Origin of the sequence: Thalassobacillus devorans MSP14 (assembly GCF_000496835.1) — a bacterium.
In the GTDB taxonomy this organism is placed as follows: domain Bacteria; phylum Bacillota; class Bacilli; order Bacillales; family Halobacillaceae; genus Thalassobacillus; species Thalassobacillus devorans_B.
On record NZ_KI543237.1, the window covers coordinates 563,521 to 584,095 of the forward strand.

At 37.7% G+C, this 20,575-nt stretch carries 16 protein-coding genes and 1 pseudogene; all 17 read right to left on the reverse strand.

What is annotated here, in order from left to right:
* Positions 1 to 29: 29 nt before the first annotated feature.
* The 17 genes and pseudogenes from P855_RS0113070 to P855_RS0113165 all read right to left on the reverse strand — a co-directional run bounded on the left by P855_RS0113070 (position 30) and on the right by P855_RS0113165 (position 20,570).
* Positions 30 to 716, reverse strand: coding sequence for a hypothetical protein (locus P855_RS0113070; RefSeq protein ID WP_028783988.1), 687 nt, complete (start codon positions 714 to 716; stop codon positions 30 to 32).
* Between the two features lie 35 nt (positions 717 to 751).
* Positions 752 to 1,582: a putative capsular polysaccharide synthesis family protein gene (locus P855_RS0113075; RefSeq protein ID WP_028783989.1), complete on the reverse strand. Its 831-nt coding sequence runs from the start codon at positions 1,580 to 1,582 to the stop codon at positions 752 to 754.
* 86 nt (positions 1,583 to 1,668) lie between these two features.
* Positions 1,669 to 2,895, reverse strand: coding sequence for a glycosyltransferase (locus tag P855_RS0113080; protein WP_028783990.1), 1,227 nt, complete (start codon positions 2,893 to 2,895; stop codon positions 1,669 to 1,671).
* 91 nt (positions 2,896 to 2,986) lie between these two features.
* On the reverse strand, positions 2,987 to 4,114 hold the full coding sequence (gene wecB / locus P855_RS0113085; protein WP_028783991.1) for a non-hydrolyzing UDP-N-acetylglucosamine 2-epimerase: 1,128 nt from the start codon (positions 4,112 to 4,114) through the stop codon (positions 2,987 to 2,989).
* Between the two features lie 5 nt (positions 4,115 to 4,119).
* Complete coding sequence (locus P855_RS0113090) at positions 4,120 to 5,229, reverse strand: NAD-dependent epimerase/dehydratase family protein (RefSeq protein WP_028783992.1); 1,110 nt, start codon at positions 5,227 to 5,229, stop codon at positions 4,120 to 4,122.
* The gene (locus P855_RS0113095) at positions 5,204 to 6,247 is read right to left on the reverse strand and encodes a polysaccharide biosynthesis protein (protein ID WP_028783993.1); all 1,044 of its coding nucleotides are present in this window, start codon (positions 6,245 to 6,247) and stop codon (positions 5,204 to 5,206) included. Before P855_RS0113095 ends, P855_RS0113090 begins: the two co-directional genes overlap by 26 nt.
* Positions 6,248 to 6,324: 77 nt before the next feature.
* The gene (locus tag P855_RS0113100) at positions 6,325 to 8,175 is read right to left on the reverse strand and encodes a polysaccharide biosynthesis protein (protein ID WP_028783994.1); all 1,851 of its coding nucleotides are present in this window, start codon (positions 8,173 to 8,175) and stop codon (positions 6,325 to 6,327) included.
* A gap of 540 nt (positions 8,176 to 8,715) precedes the next feature.
* Entirely contained in the window at positions 8,716 to 9,483 is a 768-nt protein-coding gene (locus P855_RS0113105) for a tyrosine-protein phosphatase (RefSeq protein WP_084315701.1), read from the reverse strand.
* A 1,059-nt stretch (positions 9,484 to 10,542) separates the two neighbouring features.
* Positions 10,543 to 11,493, reverse strand: coding sequence for an LCP family protein (locus P855_RS0113125; RefSeq protein ID WP_028783997.1), 951 nt, complete (start codon positions 11,491 to 11,493; stop codon positions 10,543 to 10,545).
* A 7-nt stretch (positions 11,494 to 11,500) separates the two neighbouring features.
* Positions 11,501 to 12,506, reverse strand: a pseudogene (gene galE, locus P855_RS20985) (UDP-glucose 4-epimerase GalE).
* Positions 12,507 to 12,522: 16 nt separating this feature from the next.
* On the reverse strand, positions 12,523 to 13,326 hold the full coding sequence (cysQ, locus tag P855_RS0113135; RefSeq protein ID WP_037986048.1) for a 3'(2'),5'-bisphosphate nucleotidase CysQ: 804 nt from the start codon (positions 13,324 to 13,326) through the stop codon (positions 12,523 to 12,525).
* A gap of 53 nt (positions 13,327 to 13,379) precedes the next feature.
* Positions 13,380 to 13,976: an adenylyl-sulfate kinase gene (gene cysC / locus P855_RS0113140; RefSeq protein WP_028783999.1), complete on the reverse strand. Its 597-nt coding sequence runs from the start codon at positions 13,974 to 13,976 to the stop codon at positions 13,380 to 13,382.
* A 14-nt stretch (positions 13,977 to 13,990) separates the two neighbouring features.
* Positions 13,991 to 15,766 (reverse strand): SLC13 family permease, encoded by a 1,776-nt coding sequence (locus P855_RS0113145; protein WP_028784000.1) that lies wholly within the window; start codon positions 15,764 to 15,766, stop codon positions 13,991 to 13,993.
* Positions 15,767 to 15,778: 12 nt separating this feature from the next.
* Entirely contained in the window at positions 15,779 to 16,936 is a 1,158-nt protein-coding gene (gene sat, locus P855_RS0113150; RefSeq protein ID WP_028784001.1) for a sulfate adenylyltransferase, read from the reverse strand.
* Positions 16,937 to 16,997: 61 nt separating this feature from the next.
* Positions 16,998 to 18,368: a sugar phosphate nucleotidyltransferase gene (locus tag P855_RS0113155; protein WP_028784002.1), complete on the reverse strand. Its 1,371-nt coding sequence runs from the start codon at positions 18,366 to 18,368 to the stop codon at positions 16,998 to 17,000.
* Positions 18,368 to 19,507, reverse strand: coding sequence for a glycosyltransferase family 4 protein (locus P855_RS0113160; RefSeq protein ID WP_028784003.1), 1,140 nt, complete (start codon positions 19,505 to 19,507; stop codon positions 18,368 to 18,370). Before P855_RS0113160 ends, P855_RS0113155 begins: the two co-directional genes overlap by 1 nt.
* Positions 19,485 to 20,570 (reverse strand): glycosyltransferase family 4 protein, encoded by a 1,086-nt coding sequence (locus tag P855_RS0113165; RefSeq protein ID WP_028784004.1) that lies wholly within the window; start codon positions 20,568 to 20,570, stop codon positions 19,485 to 19,487. The genes P855_RS0113160 and P855_RS0113165 overlap by 23 nt, the downstream gene beginning before the upstream one ends.
* Positions 20,571 to 20,575 lie beyond the last annotated feature (5 nt).

The window sequence follows — 20,575 nt, forward strand, 5'->3', positions numbered from 1 at the left end:
AGATTCAAGGCTGTGATGACCCTGCGCTTTTAATTGTTGCTTAAAAACTTATTCCTTTTTTCTACAATATTTGAATATAAGGCATTTGCTTTGTCGATGTTCCGATGATTTTGTATGATTGCTTTAATTTCTTCTTTCTTTTTGTTTTTTTGTTCACTTGGCAATGCGACAAATGATTCGTCTTTTTCTTTAAATTCAATTCTTTTCTGTGAATAATCTTCCGCACGTTTAGTCAAATTCCTATCGATTTTTCGATTATGTGCTTCAATATATTTAAATAAATCACTAAAATCCGAATTAATAATTTCATCAAAAGTCAAAATGAAAAAGCGGTCTAAATTATTATTGATATATTGATAGAATGATATATATTCATCAATGGCTTTATCTAAATCATAGTCAAATCTTACAACCCTGGAAGCCACCGTATTTACAGGTTGTCTAATCAATATGACAACAGGCATATTCTTTAATTTACTTTCTTTGACCGAAGCTAAGGAATGCGTATGATGCGCATATATTTCATCAGGCAGCATGTAGCCTAAAAGATACTGAAAATAAGTATTGGCTGAAGACGGATAACCTTCGACACAAAATGTCGTATTCGAGGTTACATAATTACGCCTTTCTTTAAACACCCCAACCCTGAACATACTGTATAGCTTATATAATAGAAAGTTTTGGGTAACTACTTTCTTTACCAGGTTTTGTGCCATAAAAATCCTCCTGCAGCAAAAGCAGCTGCTTCGCTTTATTGATGAGTAATTTTCTGCCTAATCGTACTAGTTTCCTTTGTTTTCCATTTTGCTATGAATGTTTCTATATCTTCTTCGGTATAAAATAAATCGACTCTGTTTTCTTGATAAAACCTACGAAGATAACCTTCATCATAGCTGATTTCTTCACTGAACTTAGATTTCAACGGATTATACCACTTGTGCATGGAATCATTTGATTTCTCGGCATGAAAAGGAATGCCAAGGAAATCTCCTACAAGCTGGTGATTATCGTTCAATTTCTCTAGAGTCACCATTAGAATGTTAAACTTTTTGTTGTTATAAAAGCCATAACCTCTCTGTTTATTGAAATTTAAGTTCTCTTCTTTGATTTCCAATGTTTCAAATAACTCATTTTGTAAATGTTCTACAAAATAATTTTCCTTTATATAAGTATCCATGATTTTTTTCATGAAATCCCCATCTGAATTTTCCCTGGCAGTTCCTTTATTCATTTCAAAATAGTCGTAAAGAAACAAATGCAGATCCTGAAACAGAAAAGAGTGTCGAACTGTAATCGGATCCCGAATGATTGTCAGGACTTTGATTTGTTTTTTTTGGAGTTTAAAAATTAATTTCACCAGGATATTGTGTACGACTTCATAAGCCTTAAGTTTAAACTTTTTTTTATGAAGAAATTTCAAATCTTTTTTCGTATGGTACGTATAATTCAGCCAATGTAAATCTAATGGTTCAATACCGTTCTGATTCAATTCTTTAACAATACTTCGAGAACCGACTTTCCCCATCGTATAAATGACTATCGGCAATTGATTAAAATTAGCGATCTTTTTAAGTTTTGACACAGCTATTTCTCCTTGGATATAACTTGGATTTTCTTCCCTATACCTTATAAAAAGCTGGGTGGTATAAATCACCTGATATCAATACATTACAGAATAGGCTGAAGTTTATTTGTTTTCACTTTTTCTTTATATAACTTGATATAGTTCGAAAATTTTTCTTGTTTGTCAAACTTGCTCTGTGCTCTCAACTGACCCTTTTCTATGAAATTTGAACTCGACATCTTTACTTTGGTAATCGAAGCCCTCAAGGAATCAACCGTTTTATTTTCCAGCTTGATTCCTGTTTCTGAGTTAATGATTTCTGCACTTCCTCCTGAGTCAAAGGTGATTACAGGCACCCCACATGCCATCGCTTCTATATTTGTAGTCGGAAAAGTATCTTGTAACGTAGGATTAACAAAGACATCCGCTGTAGAATAGATTTCTATTAATTCTTTTTGGTTTGAAGTTCGGGTAATACCGACAATATTGGCTGGAAGAAGCTCTTTTTGTTCTTCAGTCACCCCTACTAAAACAACAACTTCCCTCTCAGTCAATTTTTTGGATAATTCCAGGAAGTAATCAAATCCTTTTTGTTTACTCCAGACACTTGCAACACCTAAAATCATAAATTTTTCCTGCAATCCATTTTCTTCTTTGAAACTGCTTGGAGTTGGCTTAAACAAATCGATATTCACACCATTATTGATCGTTTTGACTGGATATCCTCCTAAGAAGGACTCACGGACTAAGTCAGCCAGCCATACGGATGGAGTAACAATTGTCATGTCATCTACTCCTGAAAAAATTTCCTTCTTATGTTTGTAATTAAATTTTGAATTATCCCAGAGGTCACTTTTGGGATATGATTTCTTTTGTGGACAAGAAAAACAGCCTGTCTTCCATCTATCACACCCAATATAATCAAAATGTGTACAATGACCGGTGAATGCCCAGCAGTCATGCAATGTCCAGATTACAGGTTTACCAGCTTTTTTGAGGTAATCAAACAAGCGCTCTACATTCATATAGTAACCATGGATGTTATGCAAATGGATGATATCAGGATTCAATTCTTCAACCTTCTCCAAAAATTCTTCTGTCGCTTTTCTGGAACCAAACCCATGCAAATCAAGTATCCTTGTTTTGAGGACATGCGAATAAACACTGGGTTTTGACCCTATTGTGATTGTATTTTCTTTAAGGGCGGTGTTTCCCCTGCCATAAGCTACATGACTTTCATAGTTTTTTGCTAGCAGCATTTCATGGATATCCGCCATGATTCTCCCTGTACTACCGAAACCACACACAGAGTTTATTTGTAATACCTTCATATAGCTTCCTCCAAACACACCCCATAAGACTTCTTAAAAATCGACTGTCCTTTGTTCAGTTTTCCTAATGAAACTGATATGCTGTTCGCTTCTATTCTTTTCGCCAATTGACTTTATTAATAATATCTGTGTAGCTTTGAATCAGCTTAACCACTTTTGTAGAAACGTTGGCATCCTGATAATCTGTTGCCAATTCAACTCCTTCATTGTTTTCCCACATATTTCTGCTCAGCTCTACTGCCTGCACGATTTCTTGTTCCCTGATGCCGCCGATAACAACTGTTCCTTTATCCAGTACTTCCGGACGTTCTGTTGAAGTGCGGATCAACACACCTGGAAATCCGAGGATGGCTGATTCTTCCGATAACGTGCCACTATCTGATAGCGTGACGTAAGCATTCAGCTGCAATGCATTATAGTCAAAAAAGCCAAACGGTTTCATTTGCTTCACCAAAGGGTGAAATTTAAAATTTCTATCCTCAATTTTTTTCCAGCTTCTCGGATGCGTGGAATACACGACAGGATATTGATACTTCTCTGCAATATGGTTAATGGCATTCATTAAAGAGTTAAAATTCTTCTCATTATCGATGTTCTCTTCTCTGTGAGCAGATACTAAGAAATATTCATTTTTATTTACACCCAAGGATTTTAGGACCTGACTGTAATCTATTTTTTCTCTATGTTTCTGTAGAACTTCTGTCATTGGCGACCCTGTAACGAAGACATGATCTTTACGAATTCCTTCTGATAACAAATACCTTCTGCTATGCTCAGTGTAAGCGAGATTAACATCTGAAACATGGTCTACGATCTTTCTGTTGATTTCTTCAGGCACATTCAAATCGAAGCAGCGATTTCCGGCTTCCATGTGGAAGACTGGAATCTTGAGCCTTTTCGCAGAAATTGCGCTTAAACAACTATTTGTATCACCAAGAATCAACAGGGCATCGGGTTTAACTTCGTTTAGAATATTATAAGAAGAAGCGATAATGTTCCCCATTGTTTCACCAAGGTTGTTGCCGACAACCCCTAAAAAATGATCCGGTTTTCTCAATCCAAGCTCTTCAAAAAAAACATCATTCAACGTATAATCCCAATTTTGCCCTGTATGCACTAACGAATGATCAAAATAACGATCACAGGCTTTGATTACTTCAGAAAGTCGGATAATTTCCGGTCTGGTTCCGACTACTGTCATTACTTTAAGTTTCTTCATAAAAGCTATACCTCCAAGTAGTACGTATCTGGGTTGTCTGGATCAAACTTTTCATTTGCCCACATGACTGTAACGAGATCTGTTTCTCCGACATTGACAATAGAATGGGTGTAGCCGACAGGGATATCTACTACTTCCAGTTTCGATCCACTGACAAAATACTCTATAATATCTTCAGTATCTATTTTTCGGAAACGAATTAGCCCTTCTCCGCTGACAACCAGGAATTTTTCATTCTTAGTGTGATGCCAGTGGTTTCCTTTCGTAATTCCAGGCTTGGATACATTGACAGACACCTGCCCTCTTTCAGGGGTTTTCATGATTTCTGTAAACGACCCTCTATCATCTACATTCATCTTCAAGTCATAAGAAAACTCGTCGGTAGGTAAATAACTTAAATAAGTGCTGTATAATTTTTTCGTTAAGGAATCGCCCATATCAGGAATGCTTAGATCTTTTCTGCTTTCCTTAAAACTTTTAATCGTATCGGCTAACTCCTGCAAGGTAATACGGTGTACCGTTCTTACCGTGCCATACTTACCATCACAGGTTGGTTTTCCTTCCAGAGCCTTTTTAAATTCGGCCAGAACATCATCTATATAGGCTAAAGTTAACAAGGCATCCGGATTATTCACCTGGATTCCCTCTCCCCTGGCGATGTTATGGCAGAATGTAGCTACGACACTGTTGTAATTGGGCCGTGACCATTTCCCAAATAGGTTTGGAAGACGGTACACATAAGCACTGGCTTCTGCTTGTTCGTAAAAATCAAAAATAGCTTCTTCCGCCTGTTTCTTGCTAGCGCCGTAAGGGTTGTCCTTTTCCGCTTGAATAGAAGAGGAAAGTACAATCGGCGTATTCATCATCTGATGCTTTTTCAATAAACCAACCAGTTCTTCGGTCAAGCCTTTATTTCCTTCAAAGAATTCCTGCTCATTTTTGGGACGGTTTACTCCTGCAAGGTGAAAAATGAAATCCGCCTTACGTACAGAGACATCTAAATCTTCTAATGTGTGATCTCTGGTGAACGGCATGACTTCATGGTCCTGGTTCTTCAATTCAGCCACCAGGTTCTTACCTAAAAAGCCATTAGCCCCGGTAACTAAGATATTCATTACTATTCCAACTTTCTAATTCATTTTGGATATATTTCAACTCTAATAATTTTTGTTTGATCTGTTCAATATTGAGTCGTTCCGTATTGTGGGAATTATACTCTTCTTCTGTGGAAAGGCGTTCGTCCCCTACAGCAAAATACTTATCATAATTCAAGTCCCTTTGGTCAGCCGGTACACGGTAAAATCCACCCATATCTTCAGCGACCATATGCTCTTCTTTCGTCAACAAGGTTTCATAAAGCTTTTCACCGTGCCTGGTTCCGATGATCTTGATTTCATTATCAGCTTGAAAAAGCTCTTTTAATGCCTGTGCCAAATCACCAATGGTAGAAGCAGGTGCTTTCTGAACCATGATATCTCCAGGTTCAGCATGTTGATAGGCAAAAGCCACTAAATCAACAGCTTCTTCTAAGCTCATTAAAAACCGTGTCATTTCCGGATTGGTAATTGTAATGGGTTCATTGTTCTTGATTTGATTGATGAATAATGGGATGACAGAACCTCTTGACGCCATAACATTTCCATACCTTGTCCCAGTTATCGCGGTTTCGTCTTCGGTAACTTTTTTCGCTTTTGCTACAAATACTTTTTCCATCATTGCTTTAGAAATCCCCATAGCATTAATTGGATAAGCAGCTTTATCGGTCGACAGACAAATGACTTTTTCCACTTTCTGCTCAATAGCAGCGGATAAAACATTTTCCGTACCCATGACATTTGTCTTCACAGCTTCTATCGGAAAAAATTCACACGATGGCACCTGCTTCAAAGCGGCCGCGTGGAATACGTAATCTATCCCATGCATCGCGTTTCTTACGCTATTGATATCTCTCACATCTCCAATATAGAAATTGAGTTTGTCATTTTTGAATTGTTTCCGCATGTCATCCTGCTTTTTTTCATCTCTTGAAAAAATGCGAATTTCTTTAATATCCGTCTGCAAAAATTTATTCATTACTGCATGGCCGAAGGATCCTGTTCCACCTGTAATCAATAACCTCTTTCCATTAAACATCCCAGTCACTCCATCTCATTTGTTTTGATTTTGCTTTGGTCCAAGCAAAAATCCGGTTGCATTATCAGTCCATATAACTATTCCACAAACGAATACGAGGGAACTTCTTCATTATTTGCCAGTGAAAGGACATAATCTTTCAAATACTGCTGATCAAATATGTAATGCTGCCTGATAAGTGTGTCAACTTGGTTAAAGTCTACTTCAACTGAATTGCCGACGAAAATCTTAGGGAACACCGGCTTTTGATCGGCTTCATTGTCATTCAATAGCTCTTCATACATTTTTTCACCCGGACGAATCCCTGTATATTCGATACCGATTTCTTCTATGCTGTACCCCGAGAGTTGAATCAGATTACTTGCTAAATCAACAATTTTGACCGGTTCTCCCATATCGAGGACAAATATTTCCCCGCCGCCTGCAAGTGCCCCTGCCTGCAACACTAGACGGGATGCTTCTGGTATGGTCATAAAATACCTGGTCATGTCAGGATGAGTGACAGTGACCGGTCCACCCTTGGCAATCTGCTTTTTAAAGAGTGGAATGACACTCCCACGGCTCCCTAATACATTTCCAAAACGTACCGCTACGAATTTGGTACTGCTGTTCCGGGCCAGCTGCTGAATCACCATTTCTGCAATCCGCTTTGTCGATCCCATCACATTAGTTGGATTAACTGCTTTATCAGAAGAGATCAGAACAAAATTACCGACGCCAGCTAAATCTGCTGCTTCCGCTACGTTCTTCGTTCCAATCACATTATTTTTCACAGCTTCATCGGGGTTCGCTTCCATCAGAGGAACATGCTTATGAGCAGCTGCATGATAAATATAGGCTGGTACATACTCCTTCACCAGCTGGATGATACGATCTCTATCCTGAATATCAGCAATAACCGGGATGAGTTCCGTTTCGAGCCCCAGCTGTTTTAATTCCATATGAATCTTATAAATGCTATTTTCTCCATGTCCCAATAAAAGCAATTTTTTAGGGCGGAACTTTACCAGCTGGCGGCAAATTTCTGAACCAATGGATCCTCCTGCCCCTGTCACCATTACCGTCTGGCCGTGAATTTCATTAGAAATAGAATCGATATCCAACTCCACAGGATCACGTCCAAGCAAGTCTTCAATGGAGACATCACGAATCTGGCTCACCGATACATTACCCAGTGCAATATCTTCAATCATAGGCAGGGTTTGGACACTCGCTACTATACTTTGTGCTTCCGTAATAATCTCCTTGACCCTTTCCCGTTCGACAGAAGGCATGGCGATAACAATATGATTGATCGATTTCTCCTCTACCACCCTTGCCAAATCCTTCGTGTTCCCTAGTACGGGGACATTGTTAACAGATAAGTGATGAAGAGTGAAATTATCGTCGATAAAACCTATCAAATTGATATCTTGCTGTTCGTTCCCCTTCATTTGTCGTGCCAGCATCTGTCCAGCAGACCCCGCCCCGACAATCAACGTACGCTTTTTATCCTCATTCTTCCCTGTCTGATTCATTTTTTTCTGCCCTAATGCAAAGTTAAATCCATAGGTATTGTAATAACGCCAGGCTAACCGTATGCCTCCAATCAATATGATATGGAGCATCCAGGTCACAATCAGCGCCCGTTCATATACCATTCCAAACATCAACTGTTGTTCGACCGCAGTCACTACGATAGAACCTGTAACTGCAACCAATATACCGATTAATTCTTCGATACTCGCATAACGCCACACTTTTTTATATAAGTCCAGAAGATATGAGAACAAGTGGTGAGTTAATAGCAGCGTTACCGATGATACGAACATGAAACGGTCGAACTCATGCCTATACGGATTTAAAAAATAATGAGACATAAAAATGGAAAAAGTAACGATGATTGAATCTATCAGTATTAATAACGCCAGGCGTTTACTATACGTCAATAGTTGCACCTTCCTTCCGCCTTCTTGATCGATAAGATTTCATTAAACTTAGTGTTGGCAGAGCCTGCACCGTAAAACATTACATTATATAATTATTTCAATTTGAAATTATTTTTCGGCGTGTAAATACAGGCTGAATCAGGTGAAACACATCTAAATCAACTGTTCAACTGTACGTATTTGTATGTAATACTTTTATAACCTTGTATATACAGAAGCAATATCTTTTTTATAGTGGCTATATTAACACAGTCCGGTCTTTTATTAATGAGGGCTAAAGATGCACTCAGTTTTACCCCCTACCCAAGAAACCGATCTTAGGCAACTATCATCCTATTGTTTTGAAAATTCTTCTAACAATCAGTCGCCTTTTCGTCGCATTCCATAACAGGTCTATTTACTCCCTCACTCCTTAATATAGGAAAAGTAATGCAGCTTATGAATTATTTGGATAGGCAAATATGATGATTTTGCCAAATAAACAAAAAAAATACATCTGATCGACAAAAATTGTCGATAGATGTATTAGATATTGGCGAACTAAAAAATACCAAGGAACTTCTTCTTTTTTATCTCCTCCGGTGGCTCTGCTGCCAATATTTGCCCTTCCGTCACATAGAAAGCATTTTCTGTAAATTGATATACGGAGGAAGTTCCATGCTGCTTCCTTATATCATCATAAGCTTCTTTCATACAAAAACCACGGCTGTGGGTATTATGGGCATCGGATGCAATCAAATGTGTAAGCTTGGCTTCGATTAATTGATGAGAAAATTTTTGAATCGACTTTCCGAACTTTCCAGCCACGCTGGCAGCCGTAACCTGAGTATACGCACCGCCTTTTACAAATTGATAAAGCAGATCTGGTTCCTGAATAAGTTTTTTATTTCGTTCCGGATGAACAATAACCGGTTTGAAGCCATCACGCTGCAAATCGAATAGTAGACGCTTGGTATAGCGGGGAACCTGGTCCGAAGGAAGTTCGACAAATATATATCCGCTATCAATATTCAGTGGGAGAATCTCTTCTTTTTTTAAATCCTCGGCCATCTCTCCAAAGATACGGGTTTCCTGCCCTGGAAGGATGGTCAATTCAACCCCCCTCTGTTCCAGCTCGAAATTCAATTGCTGAACATGGTGCAAAATATCGAGACGGGGGTTCTCATACTTTCCATTCTTATGATGCGGGGTAGCAATAATTGTATCGATACCCTGATCGACCGCTTCTTTTGCCATTACGATGCTGTCTTCCAAGGTTTGGGCTCCATCATCAATTCCGGGGAGGATGTGGCAATGAATATCTATCATCCACTTCACCTCTTTCAAATTTAATCTACGTACCTCATAAACTATCAGCTTTAGTATAGCAAACCACCCCGGAGCCTCCAAATTCAGGAGGTTCCGGGGTGGTTGGTGGAAAGCTGGTCAATTTCCTTTTGAAGATTGCATTAATTTTTTTAGCTTTAGGTCTTCCAGCGTGAATGATACACACTTTATTTTTTCTTCTTTCCGCTCCTTTATGTCAGCAAAATGAATCATGAAAACACTAAATGTAACGGTTAGAATATCTAAAATTAAACACAAAAAATAACTGAGCGGAGTTTCCCATCTACTTAGTATCTGCCAATTCACAAGCAATACGATAGCTATCAATAATAAAGCACAAACCTTAACCAGTTTGCGAATAGAAAAAAATTTCGACATTAAGTTCCACATTCCTTCTCCACTTCTCAATTTCCTATACGAAGTATAAACAGCATTGTATTTAATCAATCTGGTAACTTATGCAACTACTGAACCTTTACCAATGAGATCTATTAATTAGAAGTTATCTAGTATAAAAGACCTCTATTGTAACTATAATGTAACATTAGTAAGGATTCAAGTCCTTATTTTCTTATTTTGTAAATAATTTCTAAACCATCTGTACTCCATACAAACCTTAAAGATGTTTCTTAGCTTGCCAACCATCTCATCCAGCCAAAAAAGAGAAGCCATAAAGGGATACTGATTAATAAAGCCCATCTGAATCCGGTAATAAAATCATTTTCTTTAAACATGCATCGTCCTCCAATCACTTGATCAAAGATTGGTCATTTCATCCATAGACTACATGATAGCCAAAATGATTCTCACTTAAACCCGCCCGATAATTTACTTCATCATGAGGTAGATCGTTAGAATGATGAGGACCCATAGTGGCAGCGAGAGCAAGATCCCCCACATACACCCTTTAGCAAAGTTGTTTTCTTCCATCTTCTTGTCCTCCATCTCTGGTTATTGTAACTGTATGCTATCAGAAGACGGTTAACAAGAAAAATCGTTCGAAAAATTCATACAAAAAACTACCCTTATCGGGTAGTTAGACTATGAGTTATATTCTTCGATCATACTATGCACTTTCTGTACTTCTTTCTCTGGAACTTGAAGATAATAGATACCGTTAATTTTGATCCCTTGACCTGTCATTTGATAGGTGACCATATTCTTTCTCGTACTACTATAATTCGTCAAAAGGTTTTTCATATCACTGAACTTCATGTTGGTCTTCATATTATCACCCAGAACGCCAATCATATTATCGATTTTATTGACGGATGCTACGCTTGCACCTTTTTCAATAATCCCTTCTATTACCTGGCGCTGTCGTTGGTTACGTCCAAAGTCACCATTAGGATCCTGATAACGCATGCGCACATATCCCATCGTCTTTGGGCCATTCAGCTCTATTTCACCTTTTGCATAATGATAGCCTTTCTTGTAATATCCACGGTCTTTCCAGTCGAGTTTGTTATTAACAGTGATCCCACCGACAGCGTCGACCATTTCTGTCAGACCTTCCATGTTCATGCTTACATAGTAGTCGAGCTCGATTTCAAGGAATGATTCAACAGTATTGATAGCCATGTCTGTTCCGCCAAATGCGTAAGCATGATTAATCTTGTCTTGTCGACCGTCCCCAACAATCGTAGTCCTGGTATCACGGGGAATACTGATCAGCTGCATTCGATTTTTCTTTGGATCAAGTGTCATCACCATTAATGCATCAGAGCGTCCACGATCATTGTTCCGTTCATCAACGCCCATTAAAAGTACGTTTACAGGCTTGTTTTCTTTCACTTTTTTCTTCCCAATATCATAATCAATCGAGGCAACTGGGGTATTCATTTTCTTATCTACGGTTTGCTTAGCATTATTATAGATAGAGTATGCATATCCTCCACCACCAAGAATAACGAATAAAACTACTAACGATATGATTTTAAGCCATCTTTTACTTTTATGATTAGTAGATTTCCTGGCTCTTCTAGAAGTCATAGGATAATCACCTCTTATTTTCCCTTATAACATAACCATCTGGGTGTTGCTGGTGCCACTCCCAGGCAGTAGCAATGATGTCTTCCATATCAGTATACTTCGGATTCCATCCCAGCTCTTTCCGAGCTTTTTCAGCGGTTGCTACTAATTGCGCTGGGTCACCCGCACGCCGTTCTTTTACGACAGCCGGGATTGGGTGCTTGGTTACCCGTCTGGCGGCATCAATTACTTCCTTTACAGAAAAACCGTTTCCATTCCCAAGGTTGTATGTAACATTCACTTTTTCTTCCTTGATATGATCAAGAGCAAGAATATGAGCTTGAACCAAATCCTCCACATGGATATAATCACGAATACAAGAGCCATCGGGTGTTGGGTAATCTTCTCCAAAGATAGAAATAGATTCACGCTGTCCTAGAGCTACTTGTAATATAATTGGAATTAAGTGTGTTTCCGGTTGATGGTCCTCCCCAATTTCATATTCCGAATGGGAACCAGCAACATTGAAATAGCGTAAAACTGCATAATTCAGTTCGTGAGCATTTGCAGCCCATTTTAACAGCTTCTCAATCGCCAGCTTAGTTTCTCCGTATGGATTAGTAGGATTGGTCATATCATCTTCGACAATCGGCATCCGCTCAGGTTCACCATAAGTGGCAGCAGTCGAAGAAAAAACAATATTCTCCACTCCATGTTTAACCATAGACTTTATTAAATTTCAGCGAACCATATACATTATTTTCATAATAGGCCAGAGGTTCTTTGACACTTACACCTACTAGTGAATCAGCAGCGAAGTGCATAACAGAATCAATTGTGTAACCACGAAAGACCTGATCAATATCCTTTATATTTCTAAGGTCACCTTCCACTACCTCCGCACCTTCTACAACAGCCTCTCGATGCCCGGTTTGAAAATTATCAAAAACCACTACCTTTTTACCGCTTTTAATCAGTTCGGCTACTGCATGGCTGCCAATATAACCAGCACCGCCACAAACTAGTACAGTCATAATATCCCTCCTACCATTAACGATTCAATTTAGCTAAGAACCAAGGGTTTCTCAAGTCTTCTTTATTATATCGTAAAGGGTTCGATCCTCCTGCAATAGTCACCTGTCCTCCAGCATGCTCCACAATTGCTTGGCCTGCACCTGTATCCCATTCCATGGTTGGAGCATAACGCGGATAAAAGTCCGCAGCCCCTTCAGCAACAAGGCACAGCTTCAAGGAACTACCTGCTGATAGAGTTTCTACTTGCTTGTAATCTCTTTTTAAACCCTCAATAAATTCCTCTGTCTCTTTGGACATATGAGACCGGCTAGCTACTACTTTCACTTGATTAGGTTGCTTATCTTGAAGTGGCAATACAACTGATTTCGAATAAAAGTCTTCTAAGTTTTCCAAGGAGTTCACGTATGCTTCTGCATTTTCTAACTTATAAGATCCTTTACTTTGCTGCCCCACATAAAATGTATCTAAAGCAGGAGCATAAATCACTCCAAAAACAGGCTTGCCCTGTTCGATCAAGGCAATATTAACGGTAAACTCATCATTCTTTTTAATAAACTCTTTCGTTCCATCAATCGGGTCAACTAACCAAAATTTCTCCCATGCAGAACGTTCTTCATAAGCAATATTTTTTCCTTCCTCACTTAAAATAGGAATTTCAGGATAGTTTTCCTTCAAAGCTTTTTGAATGACTTCATGTGATTTCATATCTGCTATAGTAAGTGGGGATTCGTCTTCTTTATATTCAACATCAAAATCAGTTTGATAGATTTTCATTATTTCCTGTCCTGCTTCATAAGCTGCTTTAATGACAGATAGCATATACTTCCTCCTCATAAAAGACAATCGCCAGCAAAGTACTGGCGATTGCTTGTTTAAATTAATTGCTGCTTTACTAGGTAACTGATAATCGTTTCAACAGATTCGTCCAAGTTCTGACGGTCGGTTTCCACCACTACTTCAGGACTGTTAGGCTCTTCATATGGAGCATCAATCCCAGTGAAGCCCTTGATTTCTCCTGAACGAGCCTTCTGATACAAACCTTTCGGGTCACGTTTCTCACATTCTTCTAGAGAACATTTTACAAAAACTTCGATGAATTCTCCTTTTCCAAGAAGTTCACGGACCTGGTCGCGATCTTCACGATATGGAGAAATGAAAGCTGTCATGGTTACTAGACCAGCATCATTCATCAATTTAGCAACTTCACCGATACGGCGAATATTTTCGGTACGATCTTCCGGACTGAAGCCTAAATTCTTATTTAATCCATGGCGTACATTATCCCCATCGAGACGATAAGAACGGATGCCACGTTCATGTAATGCTCTTTCCAGTGCTACAGAAACAGTAGATTTACCAGACCCAGAGAGCCCTGTAAACCAAATCACCGGGCTTTTATGGTCATTCATGCTTTGACGATCTTGTTTGGATACAGTTGAGTCATGCCATGTGATGTTAGTAGATTTCATATAACTACTCCTTCTTAAAGAAACTTATAATAAACAATCAAAACGGTTAGTAACATAACCATTACTGTCAATGGAAAACCTGCCTTAATATAGTCTTTAAATGAATAGCCTCCAGGTCCATAGACAATCAGATTAGTTTGGTAACCAATCGGTGATAAAAAGCTTGCGGATGCAGCTATAGCAACTAAAATCGCTATGGCCATCGGTTCTATCCCATAGCTAACAGCTACTTCATAGCCAATCGGAAACATGATTACCGCTGCGGCATTATTGGTAATCAATTCAGTAAACAAATTGGTGAGCATATAAAGCGCTATTAAAATAACAATGATCCCTAATGGTGCTAACAAGTCAATCATCCCACTAGCCAACCATTTAGCTGTTCCAGTTTGGATAATTACATTACCGATTCCCAATGCACTAGCAATTAAAAGAAGAACTTGAAATTGAACAGAAGCCTTCGCTTGTTTAGGTGAGATTATATTTAAGGCGATTAAAATGCCTACCGTAAGAACCATTGCTTTGAAAATGGATAACATGTTAAAGGTGACTAAGCTAATCATTAATACTAGCAGTACAAGAGAGAACCACCCTGTTCTTTCGTTCTCTTGAAACTTCCCATTTTTAATCGGCGATGTCAGATAGAAATCTCTTCTCTCTTCCAGATTGCTTTCAAAATCCTTTCCTGTTACTAGAAGCATAAGATCTCCAGCTTTAGGAATGATTTCGCCAATTTTACCCTGGACTTTTTCATCATTTCGATGGACCGCTAACACAGCCGCATCATACCTCTCTCGAAATCGACTTTCTTTAATGGTTTGACCTAATAACGAGGACTGATGAGAAACAACAATTTCTACTAATTGATTGTTTCCATTCTTAATATCATCCAGGGATAAGTCGGTCCCTGTATCAAGTTGAAGCCCCTTGCGTTTCTGTAAATCGGCGATAGTCGACATCATACCTGAAAAAATCAGGCGATCACCACTATGTATTTTTGTTTGACTGGTTACAGGGGAAATCCTCTTTTTCCCACGAATAACCTCAATCAAATATAAGCCTTTCAAATTACGTAACTCCGCATCTTCAATCGATTCCCCTAAGAAGGGGAACTCATCAGTAACTACCATTTCACTAAGATAGTCTTTGGTATTTTCTCTTACCTTTTCGATTAAGCTTTTATGGTCAGGGAGGAAACGGTGTCCTACCACTATCAAATAAACAAGGCCAAAAAAGGTGATAGGAACCCCCACCCATGCCAACTCGAAAAAGTTAAATCCTTTTTCCCCAAAATCAAGCAGTAATCCATGAATAACAAGGTTAGTAGAGGTTCCCATTAGAGTGATGGTACCCCCTAAAATTGCTGCATAAGATAAGGGTAAAAGAAATTTGGACGGAGAGATATTATTCTCCGATGCCCACTTACGTACTATTGGCGTTAAAGTAACAACTATCGGTGTATTATTTAGAAATCCAGAAAATCCAGAGATAGGTACGATGAGTCGAAACATCGCACTCTGGCGCGTCTTTGCTTTTGCCAGCATAAATGAAACCAGCCGCTCTACTAATCCACTACGTTCAAAAGCACCAGCAACGATGAATAACAAACCAACGGTCAACATGCCCTCATTAGAAAACCCAACAAGTGCTTCATTAGTACTGACGATATCTGTCATTATGAAAAAGAACAGAGTGAAAAAAACAAGAAGATCCGGTCGAGCCATTTCGAAAAATAACCCAACCAGCATTAATGTTATAACAATGATCACAAGGATCATTTCAAACGTCATTCAGACCATCCTCTATACGGTTTGCGTTTGCATCCCTTTAATTAAGACATCTGCCACTTCCGGGCGAGAGAATTCTTTCGGAGGACGCTCCCCATTACGTAACAATTCACGTACCTTTGTACCGCTAAGGTGTACATGGTTTTCTTTACCGTGTGGGCAAGTTTTAGCAGATGCCATGTTTCCGCACTCTGTGCAGTAGAAAGCATGCTCGAATTTAAAAATTTGAATGCCTAATTCATCTTCGAACTGAGAAATAAAATCTTGTGCTTCATAGGTTCCATAATAGTCACCCACTCCTGCATGGTCACGACCGATAATAAAGTGAGTACAGCCATAGTTTTTACGGACAATCGCATGCAAAATTGCTTCTTTTGGTCCTGCATATCGCATTGCTGCCGGATAGATTACAAGTCGAGTAACATCTTCCGGATAATAGTTTTTAAGAATCACCTGGTAGCTTTTCATACGTACATCTGCTGGAATATCATCAGACTTTGTTTCTCCTACAAGCGGATTTAGCAACAAACCATCAACTGCCTCTAATGCACACTTTTGAATGTACTCATGAGCTCGGTGTACCGGATTACGAGTTTGGAAGCCAACAACTGTCTTCCACCCTAAGTCTGAAAACATTTGTCTAGTTTCGCTTGGGTCCATATAGAAATCATTAAATTCACCATGATCTGGACGATTCAATAGTGTAATAGGTCCACCTAGGTAGACGTCACCACGCTCATAAAGTTTTTTCACACCTGCATGAGCTTCTTCAGTTGTTCCATATACCTTTTGTGCTTCTAGTTCTTTATCATAACTATATTTCTCTTCCAGGCTAAGTGTCCCATAAACTACACCATCTTCACCTTTAAGAGCGATTTCCTCTCCGACTTGGTAATTTTCAGCTTCTTTTGAGGAAACTGATAGAGTAATAGGAATACTCCATATTGTTCCATCAGCAAGACGGGTGTTACGTACAACACTTTCGTAATCTTCCTGGCCCATAAAACCTGCAAGGGGACTAAAGCCTCCGATACCGATTAACTCTAAATCTGAAATCGCCCATGGTGAAAGTATTAAGGAATTTAGTGACTTGGCATCTGATAAAGCTTCTCCTTTTTTACTCCCTTCTAGTTCTCTATTAATTAGAGTTCCTCCGTGTGCTTTGATAGACATAATAATACCTCCATAAATATTCATATAATATTTACTTAATTATTTTTCTTCCTAAACAATACTACTCGTATACTTTACAGTAATTCTCTATTTCTTCCCAAGTAAGTACTATCCGATAAATATCTTCTTCGATTAATTCACTACCAGTTTGGACTTCTATGATTTCCATGTCTGTGGTAGCTTTCAACGCATGTCTTGATGATAATGGGATTTGCACAACATCCCCAGCTCTTACATGCTTTAATTGATCGTTTATTACAAATACTCCTTCACCCTTAACTATAGTCCAAACTTCACTTCTTTTATAATGAACCTGGTAACTTAAGTTATTTCCACTATTTATTCCTATTCTTTTTGTTAATACCTCATTACCTTCACTATATTTGGTATATTCTAAAACTCGGTACCATCCCCAACGTCGCTCTTCGTACATGGGTCTTCCATTAAATTTATTAGAATAGCTTTTTACTTTTGGACTAGATTCTTTATCAGTAACGAGAATTCCATCAGGACTAGCTGCCACTACAGCATTATTAATACCTAATAATGTAATTGGTATATCTAATTCATTAACTATGTGGGAATTATCTATATCATCACTAATGACACCTTTACCAATTATCTTCGAGGAAATTTCATCAGTTAGTGTGTTCCAAGTACCAAGATCTTTCCAGTAACCCTCATATGGTATTGCTACAATTTGATGCGCTTTTTCTACTACTTCATAATCAAAACTTTTTTTTGGTAGTAAGCTATACAACTTTAAGAGATCTTCATAGTTGATAGGTAAACCTTTCTCTTTTAGTAAGTTAATAATAAATTCTAATTTAAATGCAAATACACCACAATTCCAGAGAGCATTTTTTTCAATTAATGAACTAGCGGTCATTTCATTAGGCTTTTCCTTAAAATAATCAACTCTTAAGAAATTTTTACTTTCCTTTTCTTCAGGTACAATATATCCATATTTTTCAGAAGGGTATGTTGGTTTTACACCCATAAGCGCTAAATCTCCGTTAGATTCTATTAAAGTTGCCTCTAAATCTTTTACCCTTTCAAAAAAATGATCTTCTACGTAAGGGTCAACCGGGAGCATTGCTACTACTTCGTTAAGACTACATCCCTGCACTGAATACAAATATACTGCTGCTAAAGCAATTGCTGGGAATGTATCTCTTCTCTCAGGCTCTGTTACGATAGTGACATCTAACCCTAGTTGACTTGTTATCATATCTACTTGTGATCTACTAGTGGCTATTATGGAACTATTAGATAGATTATTCTTTTCTATTTGACCCCAAACTCGTTGTACCATTGAAACTTTTTGATCATTTGAGCCACTTAGCACTTTTAAAAATTGTTTAGACCTAGAATCATTAGATAAAGGCCAAAGTCGTTTCCCCGAGCCACCTGATAACAATACTAATTTCATTATTTAACCTCCGTACTCTTATTGCTAAGCATTTTGCTATCTACAAATCTTTTTAATTCTTTTCTGAAACGTTCAGTTCCAAAAAATTCAGCGTGTTTTCTACAATTTTGAGGTGAAAATACATATTCCATTTCTTCAAATTTTTTGACAGCATTTTTAATTGCTTCATTTGTTTGTTCATAGAAAAATAACCCAGTGGGATTTTCTATTACGTTATTACCGCGGACAGTTTCTAATGAACCTCCTTTACCATAAGCAATAACTGGCGTACCACAAGCCTGAGCTTCAACAGGCGTTATACCAAAATCTTCTTCTGCCGCAAATATAAACGCTTTTGCACGTTGCATATGATTTCTTAATACTTCAAAAGATTGATATCCTAATAAAGTTATATTTTCAGTAGCTTTGGCTTTTATCTTCTTGAAGTCCGGTCCATCTCCAATGACAATTAATTGTTTATCAGGCATTTTATTAAACGCCTCTACAATTTTGTCAATTTTTTTATATGGCACCATGCGTGAGGCAGTTAGATAAAAATCCTCCTTAGTTTCGTGCAAGGAAAACCTAGTTATATCGACTGGTGGATAAATAGTTTCGGCCTCTCTCCTATACACTTTCCATATTCTATTACTGATAAAATTAGAATTAGATAAAAAGTAATCTACTCCGTTAGATGTTCGGTAATCCCAATTTCTTATCTTATAAAGAAAATATCTAATTAATACAGACTTTATCCCCTTCTCAACCCCAGCTTCCTTTAAATACTGATTTTGCAAGTCCCATGCATAACGAATCGGTGAATGTACATAAGATATATGTATTTGATCTGGCCCCGTTATTACTCCTTTTGCAACTGCATGCGAGCTAGATATAATAATTTCATACTCTGACATGTCAAATTGCTCAACTGCAAAAGGCATAATAGGTAAATAATTCCTATATTTATTCTTAGCGAAAGGCAATTTTTGAATAAAAGAAGTGTTAACTTCTTTATTCATAATAAAAGACCTTTCATTTTCGGGTATAAAGTTTACAATACTATATACATCAGCATGGGGAAATACTTTTAATATTTGTTCTAGTACTTTTTCAGCTCCAGCATATGTAACTAACCAATCATGTACGACCGCTACTTTCATTTATAACCCTCTTTTCAATTAAGGAATAAATTTGTTTTCCAGCTAACTCCCAAGTGAATTTATTTGATTGTTTATTGCCTTTTTCTATTAATAAATTTCTATGGTGCGGGTCACTATATAACTTTTTAATTGTTTTAGAAAGGGAGTGAGCATCATCAGGAGCTATATACTCTGCTGCATCGCCACAAACCTCTGGCAATGATGCTTGATCTGATACAATCACTGGACAGCCTGTTGCCATAGCTTCTATTGGCGGTAAACCGAATCCTTCATAGTAAGAAGGATATATAAAACATAAAGCATTCTCGTACAAGGCTTTTAATTGTTCATCAGTTACATATCCAACGTGCAACACATTCTCAACTTTAGAAAAGTTAGTTTTCTTAAAAATTTCAAAGTTATTTCCCCCCGCAATTACTAATGGGATATTTTTAGAAAAGTAATCCGCAGCCCGAGTGATCACTTTGAAATTTTTATTTGGGTTCATACTACTAACTGCTAAAACAAATTCTTTATTTTTTAATTTGTATTTTTCTATGATTGCATTATCACTATTAATCCTTTTAATTTGTTCTTTACCTTCAATTATTACATGTATTCTATCTTCTTTAATTTTTAAATATTTACTTATTTCATTTCTTGAAAAATTCGAGATTGTTATTATTTCATTTTTACTGAACTTGTTTGATTTAAAAAGCATCTTATAAAACAGTTGAAAGCTTCTTGAAAAATTTTGAGGTGTGGCAAATACAGCCATATCATGTATTACAGTTAACTGTTTTTTCTTTAATATCGGAGATGTATTACACAAATTTAGTAAAAGCTTATTTCTAGTAAAACGGCGCAAATCAAATTGCTCCCAAAGATGACCTTTTGTTTTTCCATATTTAACTACCATAATATTTTCCAATTCTAACTCACAAGTGATATTTTCAGGGATAACCAATATAAATTTAATTTTGCTATTTTTCAATCTATCTAAAGAGATTAAAATTTCTCTCGCAAACCTTTGTACTCCTGTTATTCTTTGTGTTAAGAAACGACCGTTTATATAGACCTTCATTATAA

Coding starts and splice junctions, on each gene's coding strand:
- P855_RS0113080 (WP_028783990.1), bottom strand. CDS start 2,895: ATGAAGGTATTACAAATAAACTCTGTGTGTGGTTTCGGTAGTACAGGG.
- P855_RS0113165 (WP_028784004.1), bottom strand. CDS start 20,570: ATGAAGGTCTATATAAACGGTCGTTTCTTAACACAAAGAATAACAGGA.
- P855_RS0113145 (WP_028784000.1), bottom strand. CDS start 15,766: ATGACGTTTGAAATGATCCTTGTGATCATTGTTATAACATTAATGCTG.
- P855_RS0113070 (WP_028783988.1), bottom strand. CDS start 716: ATGGCACAAAACCTGGTAAAGAAAGTAGTTACCCAAAACTTTCTATTA.
- P855_RS0113105 (WP_084315701.1), bottom strand. CDS start 9,483: ATGATAGATATTCATTGCCACATCCTCCCCGGAATTGATGATGGAGCC.
- cysC (WP_028783999.1), bottom strand. CDS start 13,976: ATGAAATCTACTAACATCACATGGCATGACTCAACTGTATCCAAACAA.
- P855_RS0113090 (WP_028783992.1), bottom strand. CDS start 5,229: ATGAATATCTTAGTTACCGGGGCTAATGGCTTTTTAGGTAAGAACCTG.
- P855_RS0113125 (WP_028783997.1), bottom strand. CDS start 11,493: ATGACTTCTAGAAGAGCCAGGAAATCTACTAATCATAAAAGTAAAAGA.
- P855_RS0113155 (WP_028784002.1), bottom strand. CDS start 18,368: ATGAAATTAGTATTGTTATCAGGTGGCTCGGGGAAACGACTTTGGCCT.
- P855_RS0113160 (WP_028784003.1), bottom strand. CDS start 19,507: ATGAAAGTAGCGGTCGTACATGATTGGTTAGTTACATATGCTGGAGCT.
- wecB (WP_028783991.1), bottom strand. CDS start 4,114: ATGAAGAAACTTAAAGTAATGACAGTAGTCGGAACCAGACCGGAAATT.
- cysQ (WP_037986048.1), bottom strand. CDS start 13,326: ATGCTATCTGTCATTAAAGCAGCTTATGAAGCAGGACAGGAAATAATG.
- P855_RS0113095 (WP_028783993.1), bottom strand. CDS start 6,247: ATGTTTAATGGAAAGAGGTTATTGATTACAGGTGGAACAGGATCCTTC.
- sat (WP_028784001.1), bottom strand. CDS start 16,936: ATGTCTATCAAAGCACACGGAGGAACTCTAATTAATAGAGAACTAGAA.